The 20,386-nt window shown below is 72.3% G+C and carries 17 protein-coding genes and 1 riboswitch; of the genes, 10 read left to right on the forward strand and 7 right to left on the reverse strand.

What is annotated here, in order from left to right; genetic code table 11:
• Nucleotides 1-22 precede the first annotated feature (22 nt).
• Nucleotides 23-1,837 carry a GMC oxidoreductase gene (locus AC07FK_RS13550; RefSeq protein WP_479105037.1) on the forward strand — a complete coding sequence of 605 codons (1,815 nt, stop codon included), beginning with the start codon at nucleotides 23-25 and terminating at the stop codon, nucleotides 1,835-1,837.
• Nucleotides 1,838-1,928: 91 nt separating this feature from the next.
• Here AC07FK_RS13550 and AC07FK_RS13555 read toward each other — a convergent pair whose 3' ends face one another.
• Entirely contained in the window at nucleotides 1,929-3,104 is a 1,176-nt protein-coding gene (locus tag AC07FK_RS13555; protein ID WP_479105038.1) for an LAETG motif-containing sortase-dependent surface protein, read from the reverse strand.
• A gap of 733 nt (nucleotides 3,105-3,837) precedes the next feature.
• Complete coding sequence (locus tag AC07FK_RS13560) at nucleotides 3,838-4,134, reverse strand: chorismate mutase (protein WP_479105039.1); 297 nt, start codon at nucleotides 4,132-4,134, stop codon at nucleotides 3,838-3,840.
• 311 nt (nucleotides 4,135-4,445) lie between these two features.
• Here AC07FK_RS13560 and guaA point away from each other — a divergent pair, with 311 nt between their 5' ends.
• From guaA to AC07FK_RS13585, 5 genes are all read left to right on the forward strand, one after another.
• Nucleotides 4,446-6,029 carry a glutamine-hydrolyzing GMP synthase gene (gene guaA / locus AC07FK_RS13565; RefSeq protein WP_479105040.1) on the forward strand — a complete coding sequence of 528 codons (1,584 nt, stop codon included), beginning with the start codon at nucleotides 4,446-4,448 and terminating at the stop codon, nucleotides 6,027-6,029.
• Between the two features lie 182 nt (nucleotides 6,030-6,211).
• Complete coding sequence (locus tag AC07FK_RS13570) at nucleotides 6,212-6,364, forward strand: hypothetical protein (RefSeq protein ID WP_479105041.1); 153 nt, start codon at nucleotides 6,212-6,214, stop codon at nucleotides 6,362-6,364.
• A gap of 42 nt (nucleotides 6,365-6,406) precedes the next feature.
• A complete protein-coding gene (locus tag AC07FK_RS13575; RefSeq protein WP_479105042.1) occupies nucleotides 6,407-7,198 on the forward strand; it encodes a class II aldolase/adducin family protein in 792 nt (263 codons plus the stop codon).
• A 98-nt stretch (nucleotides 7,199-7,296) separates the two neighbouring features.
• On the forward strand, nucleotides 7,297-8,562 hold the full coding sequence (locus tag AC07FK_RS13580; RefSeq protein ID WP_479105043.1) for a hypothetical protein: 1,266 nt from the start codon (nucleotides 7,297-7,299) through the stop codon (nucleotides 8,560-8,562).
• Between the two features lie 124 nt (nucleotides 8,563-8,686).
• Nucleotides 8,687-9,238 (forward strand): DoxX family membrane protein, encoded by a 552-nt coding sequence (locus tag AC07FK_RS13585; RefSeq protein ID WP_479105044.1) that lies wholly within the window; start codon nucleotides 8,687-8,689, stop codon nucleotides 9,236-9,238.
• Nucleotides 9,239-9,448: 210 nt separating this feature from the next.
• Here AC07FK_RS13585 and AC07FK_RS13590 read toward each other — a convergent pair whose 3' ends face one another.
• Nucleotides 9,449-10,855, reverse strand: a complete 1,407-nt coding sequence (locus AC07FK_RS13590) for a PspC domain-containing protein (protein WP_479105045.1) — start codon at nucleotides 10,853-10,855, stop codon at nucleotides 9,449-9,451.
• A 201-nt stretch (nucleotides 10,856-11,056) separates the two neighbouring features.
• Here AC07FK_RS13590 and AC07FK_RS13595 point away from each other — a divergent pair, with 201 nt between their 5' ends.
• Nucleotides 11,057-12,349, forward strand: coding sequence for a PspC domain-containing protein (locus AC07FK_RS13595; protein ID WP_479105046.1), 1,293 nt, complete (start codon nucleotides 11,057-11,059; stop codon nucleotides 12,347-12,349).
• Nucleotides 12,346-13,032: a LuxR C-terminal-related transcriptional regulator gene (locus AC07FK_RS13600; protein WP_479105047.1), complete on the forward strand. Its 687-nt coding sequence runs from the start codon at nucleotides 12,346-12,348 to the stop codon at nucleotides 13,030-13,032. Before AC07FK_RS13595 ends, AC07FK_RS13600 begins: the two co-directional genes overlap by 4 nt.
• 109 nt (nucleotides 13,033-13,141) lie before the next feature.
• Here the strand turns inward: AC07FK_RS13600 and AC07FK_RS13605 are convergent, their stop codons facing one another.
• The 3 genes from AC07FK_RS13605 to AC07FK_RS13615 all read right to left on the reverse strand — a co-directional run bounded on the left by AC07FK_RS13605 (nucleotide 13,142) and on the right by AC07FK_RS13615 (nucleotide 15,330).
• Nucleotides 13,142-13,729 carry an NADAR family protein gene (locus AC07FK_RS13605; RefSeq protein WP_479105048.1) on the reverse strand — a complete coding sequence of 196 codons (588 nt, stop codon included), beginning with the start codon at nucleotides 13,727-13,729 and terminating at the stop codon, nucleotides 13,142-13,144.
• Nucleotides 13,730-13,849: 120 nt separating this feature from the next.
• A complete protein-coding gene (locus tag AC07FK_RS13610) occupies nucleotides 13,850-13,999 on the reverse strand; it encodes a hypothetical protein (protein WP_167368021.1) in 150 nt (49 codons plus the stop codon).
• 254 nt (nucleotides 14,000-14,253) lie between these two features.
• Nucleotides 14,254-15,330 carry a C40 family peptidase gene (locus tag AC07FK_RS13615; RefSeq protein ID WP_479105049.1) on the reverse strand — a complete coding sequence of 359 codons (1,077 nt, stop codon included), beginning with the start codon at nucleotides 15,328-15,330 and terminating at the stop codon, nucleotides 14,254-14,256.
• Nucleotides 15,331-15,681: 351 nt separating this feature from the next.
• On the opposite strand from AC07FK_RS13615, the gene AC07FK_RS13620 reads away from it, so the two are divergent.
• On the forward strand, nucleotides 15,682-16,035 hold the full coding sequence (locus AC07FK_RS13620; RefSeq protein WP_479105050.1) for a hypothetical protein: 354 nt from the start codon (nucleotides 15,682-15,684) through the stop codon (nucleotides 16,033-16,035).
• Nucleotides 16,036-16,204: 169 nt separating this feature from the next.
• On the opposite strand, the gene AC07FK_RS13625 is transcribed toward AC07FK_RS13620, so the two are convergent.
• A complete protein-coding gene (locus AC07FK_RS13625; RefSeq protein WP_479105051.1) occupies nucleotides 16,205-17,431 on the reverse strand; it encodes a C40 family peptidase in 1,227 nt (408 codons plus the stop codon).
• 7 nt (nucleotides 17,432-17,438) lie between these two features.
• Nucleotides 17,439-17,604, reverse strand: a riboswitch (cyclic di-AMP (ydaO/yuaA leader).
• Nucleotides 17,605-17,907: 303 nt separating this feature from the next.
• Between AC07FK_RS13625 and pcrA the strand changes: the two genes are divergently transcribed.
• A complete protein-coding gene (gene pcrA / locus AC07FK_RS13630) occupies nucleotides 17,908-20,364 on the forward strand; it encodes a DNA helicase PcrA (RefSeq protein WP_479105052.1) in 2,457 nt (818 codons plus the stop codon).
• Nucleotides 20,365-20,386: the final 22 nt, after the last annotated feature.

Raw genomic sequence — 20,386 nt, forward strand, 5'->3', positions numbered from 1 at the left:
TTTTTTCCGACGAGGAGCGCCCATGTCACAGGAGAGCTCTGTCCGCAGCCAGGAGGCTGAGGACGATTCCGCGTACGACTACGACGTCATCGTGGTCGGGTCCGGCTTCGGCGGGTCCGTGTCCGCACTGCGCCTGACGGAGAAGGGCTACCGGGTCGGCGTCCTCGAAGCGGGCCGCCGCTTCACCCGCGAGACCCTGCCCAAGACCTCCTGGGACATCAAGAACTACCTGTGGGCGCCCGCGCTCGGCCTCTTCGGCATCCAGCGCGTACACCTGCTCGGGAACGTCATGGTCCTGGCCGGGGCGGGAGTGGGAGGCGGCTCCCTCAACTACGCCAACACGCTGTACGTACCGCCCGCCGCCTTCTTCCAGGACCGGCAGTGGGCGGACATCACGGACTGGCAGGACGAACTCGCGCCGTACTACGACCAGGCCAGGCGCATGCTCGGGGTGCGCCTGAACCCGACCATGACACCGTCCGACGTGCACCTGAAGGCGACCGCCGAGGCCATGGGAGTGGGGAGGAGCTTCCACATGGCGCCGGTCGGCGTCTTCTTCGGCGACGGCGAGGACGCCGACGGCACAGCAACGGCCGCCCCCGGAGCGGAAGTCCCCGACCCCTACTTCGGCGGGGCCGGACCGTCCCGCCGGGCGTGCAGCGAATGCGGCGAGTGCATGACCGGCTGCCGGCACGGCGCGAAGAACACCCTCAACGAGAACTACCTCTACCTGGCGGAGAAGGCCGGCGCCGTCGTCCACCCCATGACCTCCGTCGTCGGCCTCACCGAGCACCCCGACGGCGGCTACCGCGTCGCCACCGTCCCCACCGACGCCCGCCGCAAGGCCGCGCCCCGCACGCTGCGCGCCCGCCAGGTCGTCGTCGCCGCCGGCACCTACGGCACACAGACGCTCCTGCACACCATGAAGGACCGCGGCGACCTGCCCCGCCTGTCCGCGAGGCTCGGCGAACTGACCCGCACCAACTCCGAGGCCCTCGTCGGCTCGCAGACCACCGACCGCCGCTACCGCAGGAAGCACGGCGCGCCGAAGGCCGACTTCACGCGGGGCGTCGCCATCACGTCCTCGATCCACCCCGACGAGAACACCCACATCGAACCGGTCCGCTACGGCCGGGGATCCAACGCGATGGGCGCGATGTCCATCCTCCAGGTGCCGTACGCCGACAAGTTCCCCCGCGCGCTGGGCTGGCTCGGCAACGTCGTCCGGCACCCCGTGCTCACCGTGCGGTCGCTCTCCAACTACCGCTGGTCGGAGAAGACCATCATCGGCCTGGTCATGCAGTCGCTGGACAACTCCCTGACGACGTACCGCAAACCGGGCGGCATCGGAAAGGGCCTGCTCACCGCCCGTCAGGGCCACGGCGCGCCCAACCCGAAGCAGATACCCGAGGCGGCGCGCGCCGCGACGCTGCTCGCCGAGGAGATCAACGGCTTCGCAGGCAGCAACGTCGGCGAGCTCATGGGCACGCCCCTGACGGCGCACTTCCTGGGCGGCTGCCCGATCGGGGCCACACCGGAACAGGGCGTCATCGACCCGTACCACCGCCTGTACGGGCACCCCGGGATCTCGGTCGTCGACGGCTCGGCGGTCTCCGCCAACCTGGGTGTCAACCCGTCGCTGACGATCACCGCGCAGGCGGAGCGCGCCATGTCGTACTGGCCCAACAAGGGCGAGCCGGACGTGCGCCCGGCGCAGGACGCGGCGTACGAGCGCCTCTCGGCGATCGAGCCGAAGGCGCCGGCGGTGCCGAAGGAGGCGTTCGGCGCGCTGAAGCTGCCGTTCCTCGGCATTCCGGCGGTCCCGCCGAAGAGGTGAGCGGACAGGCAGAAGGCGCTGCACCCCCCTCCGAGTGCAGCGCCTTCTGCCGGCTCTACCGGTGTGTCACCGGGTCATGCGCGTTCCGGGATCAGGCCTCGGAACCGGCCTTGCGGCGGCGTACGACGAACATCGCACCGGCGCCGAGCGCCACGGCCGCGCCACCCGCGAGGGCGAACATCGGCATCTGGGACGAGGAACCGGTCTCGGCGAGGGCGCCGGTCACGGCCGGGGCCTTGTTGTCGGCCGGCTTCTCACTCGGGACCGGGGCCTTGCCACCCTCCTGCGGCTTGGTGCCTTCGGTCGGCGTGCCGGCCTTGACGATCTCGAACCGGTACGCGATGTCGGCGAAGCCGAAGCAGTCCTCGTCACCGATGTAGAGACCGGCGCCGAGGGTGAAGGCGGCGCCGGCGGGCGCGTCGGCCTTCACGTTGATGCGCATCGGGATGTCGACCTCGTAGCCCGGCTTGATCTCGTCGGACTGGCCGACGTAGCCGACGACGTTGCCGTCGGGGTCGACGAGGTCTTCCCAGTTCTTGGTCTCCTCGTTGAACGCCTGCAGCGTGACGTGTCGCGACTTGAGGAGCTCCGAACCGTCCTTGTCGAAGGACGCGCCCGCGAAGTAGTCGACCTGGGAGACGGTCGTCTCGGACGAGTTGTAGACGTTCAGGCTGAACTCGCGCCAGCCGCTGCCCGCGGCGATCTTGCCCGGCAGGCCCTTGACCGCGAGCTCCAGGTCGGAGGACTCGCAGATGGGCGGCTCTTCACCGTCGTCGGGGTCCGTCGGGTCCTCGTCCTCCGGGTCCGTCTCGGGGTCCGTCTCCGGGTCCTCGTCCGACGGGTCCGTCTCCGGGTCCGTCTCGGGGTCGGTGGCCGGGTCCGTGGCCGGGTCCGTCGCCGGGTCCGTGGCCGGGTCCGTGGCCGGGTCGGTGGCGGGGTCCGTCTCGGGGTCGGTGGCCGGGTCCGTGGCCGGGTCCGTGGCGGGGTCGGTGGCGGGGTCCGTCTCGGGGTCGGTGGCCGGGTCCGTGGCCGGGTCCGTCGCCGGGTCCGTGGCGGGGTCGGTGGCGGGGTCCGTCTCGGGGTCGGTGGCCGGGTCCGTGGCCGGGTCCGTCTCCGGCTCCGCGCCAGGGTCGGTCGCCTGACCCGGGTCGGTCTGCGTGGTGGAGGTGGGGTCACCGTCGGCGTGCGCTGCCGGCGCGGCCAGGAACGCGGCGGGAGCTATGACGGCCGTCGCGGCCGCAATGGCCATGGCGCGGCGAAGCTTCATGTAGACCTCAGAAAGTCTGGCGTACCGCAGGGGAGCGGTACGAGATGTGAGAGCCGCCGGGGCTTGGGGATGCACAGGTGGCCGTTGGTTCGCATGGATGACCTGTGACCGGCGTAAAGGGTTGCGCGGAACCTCACGCGTTTCTTATGTGTCGTGCGTCACACAAGCGCCGGGCGGGCGGCGCGAGTCCTTCCCCGCCACGCGAGGAACCCCGCGGACGGGGGGATCCGCGGGGCTCCAGGCCGTCAGCACCGAGCAAGCGCCGGAGCAGCGCCGGTGCCGCGGGGGGGCGCCGGGGGTGCGCCGCCGACTGGGGTGCGCGCCCGCGGCAAAGCGCGCCCGCGGGGTGCCGACCAGGAGGCGGTCGTCGGGAGGCGGGGGCCGTGTTCGCATCGTGGGGGAGAGGCGGCGACCCGCGCGGCGGTTTCGACGGCGTCACCGGGCCGGCCGGGGACCGTCGGGACACGGCCGGCCGGTTCCGGGCGTCCCCGGAACCGGCCGCATCGAGTGACCGGGCTGCTGTCCCCTGCCGACCGGTCACGCACGCCGGGACGAGGTCCCACGACGTACGAGAAGTACGCCGCACGCCCCGGCGGAGCCACGCGTGGTGTGCTACCTGCGTGTCCGCCCCTGGCTGGCGCGGACACCGGTACCAACGAACCCGCACCGCGCCCGGTCACGCGCCGAACGGGTGAGGACGCGCCCGAACTCGCATACGCCCCCGGACGGGGAGTCAGATGCGGCCGCGGCACAGCTCCAGCATCGTCATCGCGAGCGCCGTGCCGGGCTTGCCCAGGGCGTCCCTGTAGTGAGCCAGGACCTCCATCTCGCGCGACAGGTTCACCCGTCGCCCGCCGGAGGTGATGCGGGCCTCCTGGATGACGGCCGAGACGGCCACCCGTTCCTGGATCAGGCCGATGATCCTGTCGTCGAGCGAGTCGATGCGCTCCCGGGCGTCGCCGATCAGGTCCGCGGCCTCGTCGGTGCGGGCGCCGGTCTTCTCGATGGCGGTGGCGGTGGCGGTGCTCATGTCCGTATCTCCTGGCTGAAGGGGTACGGCTCCCCGGGGCGGCCGGGCCCGGAAACGACAGAACGCCCCGGGCCTGTTCGGCCCGGGGCGCCTGTGAGGTCGCTTGTCAGTAGCTCAAGCAGCTCGACCATGGCACCGGTCGGACCGGGTGCCATAGGTAAAGAGGAAGCTCAGCTGCTCGTGCATGGGCCCAGTATGGCCCGGCGGCCCGTCTCCGGCCAAAGGCGGGTTCGTATGGTGAGACAAGGGGAATCTCCCGTCCCCGTTAGAATTGACAGTCCCGACACCCTTCACCGCCGGAAGGCCGCCCCGTGCCAGCAGTGCCCCCCGCCGCCCCCGACGCCGTCCTCGTTGTCGACTTCGGCGCGCAGTACGCCCAGCTCATCGCCCGCCGTGTCCGTGAGGCCCGCGTCTACAGCGAGATCGTCCCCAGCACCATGCCGGTGGCGGAGATGCTGGCCAAGAACCCCAAGGCGATCATCCTCTCCGGCGGCCCGTCGTCCGTGTACGCCGAGGGCGCCCCGACGCTCGACCGCGAGATCTTCGAGGCCGGAGTACCCGTCTTCGGTATGTGCTACGGCTTCCAGCTGATGGCCACGACGCTCGGCGGCGCGGTCGACGACAACGGCGCTCGTGAGTACGGACGTACTCCGCTCGCCGTCTCCAAGGCCGGCTCCACGCTCTTCGAGGGCACCCCCACCGAGCAGTCGGTGTGGATGTCGCACGGCGACGCCTGCTCCGCCGCGCCCGAGGGCTTCACGGTCACCGCGTCCACGGACGTCGTGCCGGTCGCCGCCTTCGAGAACGACGAGAAGAAGCTGTACGGCGTGCAGTACCACCCCGAGGTGATGCACTCCACGCACGGCCAGCAGGTCCTGGAGCACTTCCTCTACCGGGGCGCCGGCATCGAGCCCGAGTGGACCACGCACAACGTCGTCGAGGAGCAGATCGCCGCGATCCGCGCGCAGGTCGGCACCAAGCGCGCCATCTGCGGCCTGTCCGGCGGCGTGGACTCCGCGGTCGCCGCCGCGCTCGTGCAGAAGGCCATCGGCGACCAGCTGACCTGCGTGTACGTCGACCACGGTCTGATGCGCAAGGGCGAGACCGAGCAGGTCGAGAAGGACTTCGTCGCGGCCACCGGCGTCCAGCTGAAGGTCGTCGACGCCCAGGAGCGCTTCCTGAACGCGCTCGCCGGGGTCTCCGACCCCGAGGAGAAGCGGAAGATCATCGGACGCGAGTTCATCCGCGTCTTCGAGCAGGCCCAGGCGGAGATCGTCGCCGAGGCCGGCGCGGAGGGCGAGGACGTCGCGTTCCTCGTGCAGGGCACGCTCTACCCGGACGTGGTCGAGTCCGGCGGCGGCACCGGCACCGCGAACATCAAGTCGCACCACAACGTGGGCGGCCTGCCCGACGACATCGAGTTCGAGCTCGTCGAGCCGCTGCGCCAGCTGTTCAAGGACGAGGTCCGGATGGTCGGCCAGGAGCTCGGCCTCCCCGAGGAGATCGTCCAGCGCCAGCCGTTCCCCGGCCCCGGCCTCGGCATCCGCATCGTCGGCGAGGTCACCAAGGAGCGCCTCGACCTGCTGCGCGACGCCGACGCGATCGCCCGCGAGGAGCTGACGGCGGCCGGTCTCGACCGTGACATCTGGCAGTGCCCCGTCGTGCTGCTCGCTGACGTGCGGTCCGTGGGGGTCCAGGGTGACGGCCGGACGTACGGCCACCCGATCGTCCTGCGCCCCGTCTCGTCCGAGGATGCGATGACGGCGGACTGGACGCGGATGCCGTACGACGTGCTGGCGAAGATCTCGACGCGTATCACCAACGAGGTCGCGGACGTGAACCGCGTGGTGCTCGACGTGACGAGCAAGCCGCCGGGCACGATCGAGTGGGAGTAATCCCCGCCGTTCCACAGGTCAACGCCGTCGCCGTCGCTCATTCGTTTGGGCGGCGGCGTCGTCGTATCCGCTGGGTACGCTGACCGCACGGACCAGCATCCCGTCCATCGGAGGGATCATGACCGCTGAGGTTGCGCACCGCTGGCCGATGCCGCCGCCGAAGGGTTACACCGTGGGTCGAGATGGAGGGGCCGACCGAACACCCCGTCATCCAGGTCTTCGCGCTCTCCGGCGAGACGAAGCCCTACGTCCGCACCGGCACCTACCGCGACCGGGTCGAGCTGTCCGCGCCGTTCGGCATCGGCATCGATCTGACGGCCATCGACAGCATGTGAACGCTCTTCTCAGTCGCGGTACCGCACGGTAGCTTCCGCCCCATGACGTCCGAGACACCCGCGCCCGTACCCGTCGAGCAGCTGCACTTCGCGATGCCTCCCGCGCACGCGACCGCCGACGAGGAGCGCCGGTACCGCAAGGAACGGCTGGCCGCCGCGCTCAGGCTGTTCGGGCAGTACGGGTACGAGGAGGGCGTCTCAGGGCACATCACGGCGCGCGACCCCGAGTACGCCGACTGCTACTGGGTGAACCCCTTCGGGCTCGCGTTCGCCGACATGACCGTGAGCGACCTCGTCCTCGTCAACGGCGACGGGCAGGTCGTCGAGGGCCGCCGCCACGTCAACCAGGCGGCGTTCCTCGTCCACGTGCAGGTGCACCGGGCCAGGCCGGATGTCGTGGCCGTCGCCCACACCCACTCCGTCCACGGCCGCGCGCTGTCCGCGCTCGGCGAGCTGCTCGACCCGATCACCCAGGAGGCGTGTGCCTTCTACGAGGACCACGCCCTGTACGACGCCTACACCGGGGTGACCGTCGACGAGGAGGAAGGGCGGTGGATCGCCGGCGCGCTCGGACCGCACAAGGCCGTCATCCTGCGCAATCACGGACTCCTGACCGTCGGGGACTCGGTGGACGCCGCGGCCTGGTGGTTCCTCGCGATGGAGCGCTGCTGCCAGGTGCAGCTCGCCGCGCGGGCGGCGGGGCGGCCCGTGCTGATCGACCACAAGGACGCCGTCGCCACGCGCGACCAGCTGGGCAGCGACCTCGTCGCGTGGATCAACCACCAGCCGCTGTGGAACCGGATCAGCCGCACTGAGCCGGAGCTGTTCGCATAGCCCCCTACGGGTGAAGCGGGGACCTCCCTCCGTACGGCAGAATTCCGTTGTGCCGGAGGGACGTTCCCTGCGGCGGGTTCGAGAGGGCGGCAACTTCCGTGGCTGTGCAAGAGGCACGACAGAGCACGCACAGTGGCGGTTGTACGTGCGGCGACTGCCCGCACGGCGCCCGCGAGGGCCACCGGCGCGCGGTGGCCGCGTTCCTCGCCAAGCGCGACGGACTGGCCGCGGGCGAAGGGCTGCCCGCCGCCGTGGCGCACTCCGCCGGCGCCTCGCGCCAGTGGGTGTCGGACGAGCTGACCCAGTCGGCCCGCGCGGTCGCCGAGCGCAGCCGTGAGGCGGGCGAGGCGTGGCTTGCCATGGTCTGGCGCTCCACGCTGTGCGTGGTGTGGGGCGGCGTCGTCGTGCTGATGCTCGCCGAGGCGTTCACCGCCATCGGGACCGGCTGGACCACGGCCCGCACGGCGGGCCTCGTCGCCGCGCTCGTCACCGCCGCTCTGCTGACCGGCGCGGCGCGCGCGCACCGGGCGCGCGGTGGTCTCCTCGCGCCCCTCATCGGCGAGGACAACCGGCTGTCGACCTCGCGCGCCGTCGCGGCGGGCTGGGTGCTGCTCGTCGTCTTCGCCGTGCTGGTGATCGCGATCCAGCTGGCCGCCGCGTCGGACCACGCCGACCGTGACGCGCTCATCGCCGGACTCGAACTCGCCCGGGGCCTCGGCATGCTGACCGTCCTCGCCCTGACCTGCGCCGTCGCCGTCGTCGTACGCCATGTGGTGACCGTGCGCGTGCTCTCCCAGCGCCTCCAGAAGGTCCGGGCCGACCGCCCCCGCGCCGCCGACCTCCTCACCGACGACGCGGGCCGGGGCAGCTTCGCCGACGTGCAGTACGTCCTGGTGAGCGCGGTCGCGGTGGTCTTCGCGGCGGTACGGCTCGCCCGGCGGCCCGAGCAGCTGCCCGATCTGCCGTGGGGGCTCGCGCTGCTGGTCGTGGTGTCGGCGGCGACGTACGTCGCGGCCAAGTTCGCGGAGGGCGGCCGTCCGGTGGTGCTCTCGGTCGTACGGGCCAGGGAGGCGGGCGATCTGGACGCCCCCATCCGTACCGGCGACGACATCGAGATCCGCGGCGCGGGCTTCGTCCCGCCGGGCGCGGGGACTCCCGACCGGCTGGCCCGGATGGTCGTACGGATCGGGACGGTGCACGTGCACGTGCCGCTGATCCCGGTGCCCGGCGGCTTCGCCAACCCGACCGACACGGCGCTGACCGTGCCCGTGCCGGTGGAGGTCGAACCGGGGCGCGTCGACGTGCGGGTGGTGACGGCGGCGGGCGTGGAGACCGACCGGGTGACGATCGACGTCACCGACTGACCAGCCCTCGTGACCTGCCGTTTGAGCCGGATCACCGCTGCATACGTATCCCTTTTCGAGGGGCGCGGGGAGAATCGTGCCCGCGCCGTACGGCGCTGACGCTTCGGAGAGGCGGGACCAGGCGATGAGTCACGGGCATCGGGCCGGCGGCAACGGAATGACGGGCAGGGGAACGGGTGCGGGCCCCGGCGACGGGCCGTATGCGGGGGGCGGCCCGCGGGCGACGGCGCGCCGCTACGCGCTCCTGCCTCTGCGGATCTTCCTCGGCGTCACCTTCGTCTACGCCGGTCTCGACAAACTGACGGACAGTCAGTTCATGTCGGCGAGCGGCCCCGGGTCGATCGGCGAGATGATGCGCGGCGTGCGCGACACCGCGGCGATCCCCGCCCTCGTCGATCTCGCGCTCAAGAACCCGGTGGGCTTCGGCTACGGCATCGGGATCGGCGAACTCGCCGTCGGGATCGGCACGCTCCTCGGACTCCTGGCCCGCCTCGCCGCGCTCGGCGGGGCACTGATCTCGCTGAGCCTGTGGCTGACGGTGAGCTGGGCGTCCGACCCGTACTACTACGGGAACGACCTGGTCTACCTCATGGCCTGGCTGCCGCTGGTGCTCGCGGGCGCCGCGTACCTCTCCGTGGACGCCGCTCTCGCGGCGCGCCGCCGGCGCACGCTGTAGGCGACCCAGCTGGCCGCCCCGGCGAGCAGCAGCCCGGCGAAGACCACCGGGAGCGCCAGGTAGGACGGAACCCGCCAGGCGCCCGCCGCGTCCCCGAGGTACGCGCCCGCCGTGCCCAGCACGGTGAGGCCGCTGATCAGCCTGCCGGGCCGGAACTCGTGCCGGAAGCGCGGGGGGCGTGTGCCGCGGTCGCTCCCACGGCTCGGCGTGTCACTTCGCCGCACGGGTCACCTCCACCTGTCCGACGCCGACTTCGAGGTCCAGCCGCAGAGTGCCCGCGGGCTTGGCGGGCTTGGCGGGCTTCCCGGGCTCGGGCGGCGTCGGCGGCTTTGGCGGCGTCGGGGGCGTCGGGGGCGTCGGGGGCGTCGGCTCCAGCGTCTCGGCGCGGAAGTGGTCCGCCCGGATGTCGAAGTCCTGCCGCCGCTCCCCGGGCAACTGCACGTCGCCGAATCCCACGTTCATGCGCAGATCCACCGTCACGTCCTTCGGTACGACGACCCTGAGCTTCCCGGCCCCGACCTCCACCCGCGTCGCCACCGACCCGTTCGCCGGGATCCCCACACCGCCGAGGTCGAGGGTGCCCACGCCGGAGCCGAGCTCGTACCGGGGCCGCACGTCGGAGGCCGAGGCGGGCTGCCAGGTCGTACGCATCCAGTCCGTGGAGATCTGCTTCGGCAGCGCGGAGGCGCCGGTCAGCAGCAGCGCCGTGATCACGGCGAGCAGAATCGTGCCGACGCCGGTACGCCCCAGGAACGCGCTGATCACGATGCCGAGCCCGAAGACGGCGAGCGCGCAGGACAGGCCGAGCTGGAGGCTCGTGCCGAGCGGCTGGGCGTCCCACGACAGGCCGGTGCCGAGCCCGCCGGCGAGCACCGCCAGCGTGAACACGCGCCCGCCGATGCCGCGCGGACCGCGCGACGCCGGATCGCGCGGCTGCGGCGGGCGCGGGCCGGGGGCGGGCGCCGGGCCCCCGAGCCGGCCCGGCGGCTCGTCCGCGACCGCGCTCTCGGGTCCCCACAGGTAGCCGGTGCCGACCGGCCCCGTCGTGCCGTCCTTGACGATGGGGTCGCGCCACCAGGAGGGGGCGCCCGGCACGGGAGGCGCCTGCGTCTCGGGCGGCGCGACGGCGGCCGCCTGCGCGGTCACCGGGTCGGCCGGGCCCGTCTCGGGGTCGGTGAGGCTGCGGCGCTGGGACCAGTAGGTGGCGCCGGTGAGCGCGACCGAGAGCAGCACCGCGAAGCCGAGGACGGTGCCGTTGTTCAGCATGGAGAGGAAGAGCCCGCAGCCGACGAGGGCGAAGAGGACGGCGATCAGGGTGGCGCCGTCGACGCGGCCCGTCAGCAGCCGGCGGGCCTCGTTCTCGTCCTCGCCGTCGAGCGGGACGAAGAGCCACGCGAAGCCGTAGAAGATCAGGCCGAGGCCGCCGGTGACGGCCAGTACGCCGAGACCGATCCGGAAGATCACCGGGTCGAGGTCGTAGTGCCGGCCGAGCCCGCCGCAGACGCCGCCCACCAGCTTCTGGCGCCTGCTGCGGCGCAGCGGCGGCTGCGGCGCCGGGTGCTCCGTCGGGTCGTCCGAGGCGCCCGGCGGGGCGGCAGCGTCGTACGGCTGTGTCATACGTCCATGGTGAGGGGCGGCCCGGCGCCGCGGCACCCGCCCCGACCCTGGACCATCCCTGATTTCGACCCCGAGGCCTGAGACGGGCGGCGGGGCCTGGGACGGGCCGTCCGCCCGGTCCGCGGGAGGCCGCGGCGGTCAGGGGGATCTGGGGGACCGACCCTGATGCCCGCCCCCGCCCGTACGTGTGACGATCGGGGCATGCCAGTCGCCACCCCCCGCCGAGCCGCGAACTCCCGCGCCCCCGAACCGGAGGAGCCGCAGCCGCGCAAGCTCTACCGCAGCGCCGAGGGGCGCATGCTCGGAGGCGTCGCGCGCGGACTCGCGGGGCATCTCGGCCTGCCGGTCGTCTGGGTGCGGATCGTGTTCCTCGCGCTCTTCCTCTCGGACGGCCTCGGCGCGCTGCTGTACGCCGCCTTCTGGTTCGTGGTGCCGCTCGGCGTCGGCGGCGTCGACGCGCCGCGCTCGGCGTTCGAGACCACGCCCGACGGCCGCCGGCGGCTCCGCAAGCCCGACAAGGGCCAGGTCTTCGCGCTCTTCGCGCTGCTCATCGGCGCCGGCACCTTCGTCACCCACGTCGAGTTCGGCGGCCAGGCCGGGCGGTACGTCTGGCCCGCCCTGCTGATCGGCCTCGGCGTCGTCCTCGTGTGGCGCCAGGCCGACAACGCGCGGCGCGCCCACTGGACGGAGACCGGCAGCCGCCGCCGGATGCTGCAACTCGCGCGCGGCATGGCGGGCGTGGCGCTGGTCGGCATGGGGCTCACGGCGTTCCTGGTGGTACGGGGATCCGCGGCCCAGCTCGGCAACGTCCTGACGGCGGCGCTCGCGGTCGTCACCGGCATAGCGCTCCTCGCGGGCCCGTGGCTGGTCCGGATGACCCAGGACCTCTCCGAGGAACGCCTGATGCGCATCCGCGCGCAGGAGCGCGCCGAGGTCGCGGCCCACGTGCACGACTCGGTGCTGCACACCCTGACGCTGATCCAGCGCAACGCGGAGGACCCGGGAGAGGTACGGCGCCTCGCCCGCGCCCAGGAGCGGGAACTGCGCAACTGGCTCTACAAACCGGAGGGCAACGGCAAGGACGAGTCGGAGGAGCCCGACACCCTGGCCGAAGCGGTCAAGCGGGCGGCGGCGGAGGTCGAGGACAAGCACGGCGTACCGCTGGAGGTCGTCGTCGTCGGCGACTGCCCGCTCGACGACAAACTCGTCGCACAGATGCAGGCCGCACGCGAGGCGATGGTGAACGCCGCCAAGTACGGTGGCGAGGGCGGGGCGGTGCAGGTCTACGCGGAGGTCGAGGGCCGGACGGTCTTCGTCTCCGTACGGGACCGGGGGCCGGGGTTCGATCCGGACGCGGTTCCGGGCGACCGTATGGGCGTACGAGAATCGATCATCGGCCGTATGCAGCGCAACGGCGGCACGGCGAGGCTGCGTTCCGCGCCCGACGGGGGCACGGTGGTGGAGCTTGAGATGGAGAGGGCGGCGGACGCATGACCGAGACCGAGGCAACGCGGGACCGGCGGGTACGGGTGGTGCTGGTGGACGACCACCGGATGTTCCGTACGGGAGTGCAGGCGGAGATCGGACAGACCGAGACGACCGGCGTGGAGGTGGTCGGTGAGGCCGCCGACGTCGACCAGGCGGTCACGGTCATCACCGCGACCCGCCCCGAGGTGGTCCTGCTGGACGTGCACCTGCCGGGCGGCGGCGGCGTAGAGGTCCTGCGCCGGTGCGCGCCGCTGATGGGGGCGGTGGAGAACCCGGTGCGGTTCCTGGCGCTGTCCGTGTCCGACGCTGCGGAGGACGTGATCGGCGTGATCCGGGGCGGCGCGCGCGGGTACGTCACGAAGACGATCACGGGCACGGACCTGGTCGACTCGGTCTTCCGGGTGCAGGACGGCGACGCGGTCTTCTCGCCCCGGCTCGCCGGCTTCGTCCTGGACGCCTTCGCGTCGACGGACGCGCCGCCGGTCGACGAGGACCTGGACCGGCTCACGCAGCGGGAGCGGGAGGTGCTGCGGCTGATCGCGCGGGGTTACGCGTACAAGGAGATCGCGAAGCAGCTCTTCATCTCGGTGAAGACGGTCGAGTCGCACGTCTCGGCGGTGCTCAGGAAGCTCCAGCTCTCCAACCGCCACGAACTGACCCGCTGGGCGACGGCCCGCCGACTGGTCTGAGGCGGGGACCCTGGGGGCCAGGCGGCTCTCCGGGCCCCTGGGGCAGGCCCCTCCCGGGGCCTCTGGGGTCAGGCCGCTCCCGGGGCGAGGCGAGTCCGTCGCCCCTGGGTCACGCCGCCGCCCCGGCCAGGGTCTCCCGGGCGTCCATGAGTGCGAAGCCGAGGAGGTTGAGCCCCCGCCACGTGGTGGGTGAAGCGGCGCGGGCGTCGTCGGCCGCGAGGCCGATGCCCCAGACGCGGTCGAGCGGGCTGGCCTCCACCAGGACGCGCTCGCGCGTTCCCAGGAGGTACGCGCGCAGGGCTTCGTGCTGACCGAACTTCGCGACGCTGCCCCGTACGACGATGCCGTAGCGGTGCTCGCGCCAGGTCCGTTCGTCGAAACCGGTGATCCGGCGGCCCAGCGACTTGGCCTCCGCGGGATGTCCGGCGGCGAGGATCCTCGCGGCGGAGCCCGGGTCGTCGAAGAGCCACGCCTTGTGGGCCATCATGTAGTGCTCCGCGGAGCGGTAGGTGTGGCCGTCCTCGGCGAACTCGACGGGCCACCACTGGCTGAGACAGCCGGGGCCGGCGGCGGAGCCGGGTGTCGGCCGGTGACCCCAGAAGTAGAGGTAGCGCAGCCGCGCGCCGCCGGAGTGCTCGGCGACGACGGCCTCCTCGACGGACGTGGGGAGGGGCGCGCGGTGGTGGTCGTTCGGCATGGGCGCACCGTCGCACACCGCGCCGGGCCGCCTCAAGGCAATTGACCGCCGGACGGCGATCCGGCGTACCCGGGCGGACGAACCGGGGCGGGACGCCGGCCCGGCGTCCCGCCCCCGCTCTCAGTGCCGTCGGCCGCGCAGCCGCCCCAGCAGCTGCTTGGCCTGGCTGCGCTTCCTCGGGTCGGACGCCGCCCGGCGCGCCTGTGCGATCGTCCGGCGCCCCTGCGGGCTGCTCGCGTACTGCTTGATCCGGTTGATGATGCCCGGCATGTCGGCCCTCCGTTCACGGTCGTGGCGTACGGCATGCGGCACGGCGTTCCCGCACGCTCTCCCTACGCCGTTTACCCCGCCCCGGCGGGTCCAGACCGAACGGGCCGCACCCGTGGGCCGCACGCCCGCCCGGCCGGCCCGCGCCGGTGGCGCGCCGGCCCACGCCGGAGGGGTTGTCATGCGCCGGCCGGGTCGTCATGCCGGACGGGTCGTCGTCATGCGCCGGACGGCGGCTCCGCGCCGGACCGTTCCGCCTACGCCGGTCTCGTCGCCCCCGCGAACGGCATCTGGTCGAGCGGGGCCACGCGGACCGGTGCGCCGGGACGCGGGGCGTGGATCATCTGGCCGTTGCCGATGTAGAGGCCCACGTGGCTGATGCCGGAGTAGAAGAACACCAGGTCACCCGGCACGAGTTCGGAGCGCGAGACGCGCCGGCCGGCGTTGATCTGCGTGTACGTCGTACGGGGCAGGGAGACGCCCGCCGCCCGCCAGGCCGCCTGCGTCAGTCCGGAGCAGTCGAAGGCGTTGGGCCCCGTGGCGCCCCAGACGTACGGCTTGCCGATCGCCCCGTACGCGAAGGAGACCGCCTGACCGGCGCGGGAGTTGGACGCGGCCGGGGCGGCGGCCGGGGCGGCCGGGACGCCGCGCGGCGCGGCACGGTCGGCGCGGGACGCGGCGGGCGAGGCGCCGTGGCCGTCCTCCTCGGCGTACCGCGCGCGCTGCTCCGCCGTCAGACGGGACAGCAGGCGTTCGGCCGCGCCGATCTTGTCCTGGATCCTCGCCTTGTGCCTGCGCAGGTCCGCCTGGTGGGCCTTGAGTTCGGCCAGGCGGCCGCCGGCCTCCTCCCGCAGCTGCGCGATCCGGCCGAGCTGCTGCTGGATGCCCGTGACGGCGGCGGCCTGCCGGTCGCCCGCGCGGTCGGCGATCGAGGCGCGTTCCAGGTACTGGTCCGGGTCGGACGTCAGGGCGAGCTGCACGGCCGGGTCGATGGCGCCGGTGCGGTACTGCGAGGTGGCGAGCGAACCGAGCGCGTTGCGCGCGGTGTTGAGGCGCTCGGTCCTGCGGGCGGCCTCGTCGCGCAGCGAGTCCAGCGCCTCGGTGGCGGCCCCCGCCTTCTCCTTCGCGCCGTTGTACTTCTCGGTGGCGATCTCGGCGTCGTGGTAGAGCCGGTCGGCCTTCGCCTTCACCTGAGCGGGGGTGAGGGCGGGCTCCGCGTGCCCGATGCCGTCGAACGCGGTGGCACTCGCCGCTCCGGCCAGCACGATCGTGAACGCGGTGCGGGTGGTGCTGCCGGTGAGCGTGCGTTGTCTGGGCTTTCGGTGCGTGGCCACGAGGGCGTCCACGTCCTTCCGTCCTGTACGTCGCTGTACGTCCAGCCGCTCGCATCCGGCGGCGCCCCGCACAGGGGGACGGACCGCCGCCGGACTCTCGGCGGGGCGGCCGACTGCCGTTCCGGGGCGGAGCGGCGGTGGGGAGTCGGCCACCTGGGGAAGGACGCTAAACGCGGCGGTCACGGGGCAGTGGCGGAATGACCGACAGTGGTCGAAACAGGCCGCCGTATGAACGGCGTTGAGAAGCAGGTCTGCTCCGGAAGCGAGCATTCCGCTGTTCCGCGACCGATACACCGATGGCGCGGCAGCCCGGCCGCCGGGCCTGCTATGGCCGGAGCTAGGCTCCGGTTCATGGACGTACTCATCAATGTCTTCGTCGGCCTGCACATCATCGGCATCGCCGCGCTGCTCGGCGGCTTCCTGACCCAGATGAAGGCGATGAGCGCCGGCGCCGCCCGCTTCACCCCCGCGATGCTGCACGGCGCGCTGACCATGCTCGTCACGGGCGTGGCGCTGGTGGGCCTCAACCAGGCGGACGACCAGACGGTGAACAACCTCAAGATCGGCGTCAAGCTCGCGGTCCTGGTGGTGATCCTCGGGCTGGTCTACGTGAAGCGCGACGAGGAGAAGGTGGAGAAGGCCCTGTTCGGAGCCGTCGGCGGACTGACCGTCGCCAACATCTTCATCGCGGTGCTCTGGACCTGACCCGGCCTGACCCGACCGGCTCGACCTGACCTGGCTGCCCCGGCGTGCCCTGGGCCGGCCCAGGCCGGTACCGCAGCCGCCCCGGCTCCCGCCGGTCGTGGCAGCCGGTGAGCCGTACCGCCACCGCGCCGGGCCTTGCGCCCGGGGCGGTGGCGGTACGCGCTCGGAACTACGCGGGGCGCACGCTGCCGTAGATCGGCATGTAGTAGATCGACTCCTCGCGGACGTTCGTGCCGGGCTTCGGGGCGTGGATCATCTTGCCGCCGCCGATGTAGACGCCGACGTGGCTGATGTCGTCGTAGAAGAAGACGAGGTCGCCCGGCTTGAGATCACCGGTCGCCACCCGGGTGCCGACGTTCACCTGGTCCCAGGTGGTGCGGGGGAGCGTGACGCCGGCGGCCTTCCAGGCGGCCTGGGTCAGGCCGGAGCAGTCGTAGGAACTGGGTCCCGCCGCGCCCCACACGTACGGCTTGCCGATCTGGGCGCGGGCGAAGGCGAGGACCTTCTCGGCCTTGGCGGCGTACGCGTCACCGGCGACGGGGGTCGTGCCGGTGCCGGTGCCGGTCCCGGTGCCCGTTCCGGTACCCGTACCCGCATCGCTCTCGTCGTTCTGGGCGGCTTCGCGCTCGCGGTCGGCCTCCGCCTCGGCAGCGGCTTCCGCCTTGGCCGCCGCCTTCGCCTCGGCCGCCGCCTTCGCCTCTGCCTCGGCCTTCGCCTCTGCCTTGCGCCGGGCCTCCGCCTCGCGCTTCTCCTCCAGCTCCGCGAGCCGGGCCTTCTCCCGCGCGGTCAGCCGCGACAGCAGGTCACGCGCCTCCGCGAGCTTCCTCTGCACGTCCTGCTTCGAGGACTTGAGGGAGTCCTGCGACTCGGCCAGGCTCTCCAGGCTCCTGGTGGCCTCGGCGCGCTGCCCGGACGCCTCCGCCTGCTGCTCCTGAAAGTCCGTGACGTCCGCCTTCTGGCGTTCCGTCATCCGGTCCATCAGCCGGTTCTGGTCGAAGTACGCCTGCGGGCTGTCGGCGAGGAGCAGCGCGGCGGTCGGCGTGACCGACCCCGACCGGTACTGCGCCGCCGCGTACGTGCCCAGCTTGCGCCGCGCGTCGTTCAGTCTCTCGGTGCTCCGGGCGACCGAGTCGAGCAGGCCGTCCACCGACTTCCGCTGCTTCTCGGTGGCTTCCTTGGCGAGGTTGTACTTCTGCGTGGCCGTGCCGGCCTGCCGGTAGAGGTCGTCGACCTTCTTCTGTACTTCCTCGACGGACGGCGTACGGGCCGACGGGTCGGAGGGCGCGGCTCCGGCCGACTGGGCGAGCAGACCGACTGAGGCGAGGGCCGCCGTCGTGACACCCAGGGCGGGTGCGGTGGTGCGTACCCGGGTACGCGGCTTGCGATGCGACGCCAAGGCCGGCATCTCCTTCCGTGGACCGCCTACCGGGTTAGCTGTCGGGTTCGGGCGGGACAGACGGAAGGTGCCCTACGGTCCGTGGGACTGCGGACCGATTCACCCCAGGTGATGCGCGTGGGTCCCCGGTTCCGAACCGCCCTGGGGCAGGCCGGATTCGGCGTGGGCCACCCGCTCCGGCGCTGTTCGCCGGCTGGGGTACGAGCAGCCCGAGTCGGCACGCTAGCCAACAGTCGTGACCGCTGGGAAGCCCGATGTTCGATATGCCCGATACGTGTTCGTTACCTGGCCGAGCCGGTTCCGTTGCGCGCCCCACGAGCCGGCTCGCGGGGTCCGGTCGCGGGGCGTGGGCAAGCTCACACGGGGTGAACGGGGGTGCGCCGGCGTGCGGTGCGGCGGCTCCGGCCGGTCGTCTCGCGCGGGCCCGGCGGAATCCGGGGCGGGCTGTCGGTGGTCCCGCCTAAGCTTGGTAGACGATGAGCAGCCTCTTTGACGACAGCTTCCTGGCCGACCTCCAGCACACGGAGTACGCGAAGGACACCGCCCCGCCGCCCCCCGAGGACCACGCCCCGGAGGAGGTCCCGCACGACCTGTTCGGGGGTGCCTTCGACGCGCCTCCGGCGCCCAGGGACGCGCACTACAGGGACGGCGCGCCGCGCCCCGTCGTGGACGCCGCCGCGCTGCTCGAAGGGCTGAACGAGGAGCAGCGCGCCGCCGTCGTGCACTCCGGGTCGCCGCTGCTCATCGTGGCCGGCGCGGGCTCGGGCAAGACCCGCGTCCTGACCCACCGCATCGCGTACCTGCTGGCCAAGCGGGGCGTGCACCCCGGCCAGATCCTCGCGATCACCTTCACCAACAAGGCCGCCGGCGAGATGAAGGAGCGCGTGGAGCAGCTCGTGGGCCCCCGCGCGGGCCACATGTGGGTCTCCACCTTCCACAGCGCCTGCGTGCGCATCCTGCGCCGCGAGTCGAAGAAGCTCGGCTTCACGTCCTCGTTCTCGATCTACGACGCCGCCGACTCGAAGCGCCTCATGGCGCTCGTCTGCCGCGATCTGGACCTCGATCCCAAGCGCTTCCCGCCGAAGGCGTTCAGCGCCAAGGTCTCGAACCTGAAGAACGAGCTGATAGACGAGGAGACGTTCGCCGGCCAGGCCGCCGACGGCTTCGAGAAGACCCTGGCCCAGGCGTACGCGATGTACCAGGCACGGCTGCGCGAGGCCAACGCCCTGGACTTCGACGACATCATCATGACCACGGTGCACCTGCTCCAGGCGTTCCCGGACGTCGCCGAGCACTACCGGATGCGCTTCCGGCACGTCATGGTCGACGAGTACCAGGACACCAACCACGCCCAGTACACGCTCGTACGCGAACTGGTGGGCCCCTCGGGTGAGGGCCGGGCCCCGGGCGAGCTGTGCGTCGTGGGTGACGCCGACCAGTCGATCTACGCGTTCCGCGGCGCGACGATCCGCAACATCCTCCAGTTCGAGGAGGACTACCCGGACGCGAAGACGATCCTGCTGGAGCAGAACTACCGCTCGACGCAGACGATCCTCACAGCGGCCAACGCCGTCATCGAGCGCAACGAGAACCGCCGGCCCAAGAACCTGTGGACGGAAGCCGGCGCAGGCTCCCTGATCACCGGGTACGTCGCGGACACCGAGCACGACGAGGCGCAGTTCGTCGCCGAGGAGATCGACCGGCTCACGGACGCGGGCGACGCGAAGGCCGGCGACGTCGCCGTCTTCTACCGCACGAACGCCCAGTCCCGCGTCTTCGAAGAGATCTTCATCCGCGTCGGGCTGCCCTACAAGGTCGTCGGCGGCGTGCGCTTCTACGAGCGCAAGGAGGTGCGGGACGTCCTCGCGTACCTGCGCGTCCTGGCCAACCCCGAGGACACCGTTCCGCTGCGCCGCATCCTGAACGTGCCCAAGCGCGGCATCGGTGACCGGGCCGAGGCGATGATCGACGCGCTGTCGCTGCGCGAGAAGATCAGCTTCCCGCAGGCGCTGCGGCGCGTCGACGAGGCGTACGGCATGGCCGCCCGCTCGGCGAACGCCGTGAAGCGTTTCAACACGCTGATGGAAGAGCTCCGTACGATCGTCGAGTCCGGCGCCGGGCCCGCCACGGTCCTCGAAGCGGTCTTCGAACGCACCGGGTACCTCGCCGAGTTGCAGGCGTCGACCGACCCGCAGGACGAGACGCGCATCGAGAACCTCCAGGAGCTCGCCGCCGTGGCCCTGGAGTTCGAGCAGGAGCGCGAGGGCGACGAGCCCGGGACGCTGGCCGAGTTCCTGGAGAAGGTCGCGCTCGTCGCCGACTCCGACCAGATCCCCGACGAGGACGAAGAGGGATCGGGCGTCATCACGCTGATGACCCTGCACACCGCCAAGGGGCTGGAGTTCCCCGTGGTGTTCCTGACGGGCATGGAGGACGGCGTCTTCCCGCACATGCGCGCCCTCGGCCAGACGAAGGAACTGGAGGAGGAGCGGCGGCTCGCGTACGTCGGCATCACGCGCGCCCGCGAGCGGCTCTACCTGACGCGCGCTTCCATGCGCAGTGCGTGGGGGCAGCCGTCGTACAACCCGCCGTCGCGGTTCCTCGAGGAGATCCCGGACACCTACCTGACCTGGAAGCGCAAGGGCGCGCAGGCGCCGGCCGGGCCGGTGTCGGGCGTCGCCTCGTCGCTGTCGGCCTCCCTGGCGTCCCGGTCGCGGGGCGGGGGCGGCGCCTCGGGGTTCGCCACGCGGCGGACGTCGGACAAGCCGGTGGTCGCGCTGTCGGTCGGGGACCGGGTGACGCACGACCAGTTCGGGCTCGGCACCGTGATGACGGTGACGGGGACCGGGTCGGACGCGCAGGCCACGATCGACTTCGGCGACGAGCGGCCGAAGAAGCTCCTGCTGCGGTACGCGCCGGTCGAGAAGCTGTAGAAGGCCCGGGAGGGCGCAAGCC

The sequence above is a fragment of the Streptomyces sp. NPDC046122 genome (genome assembly GCF_056429965.1).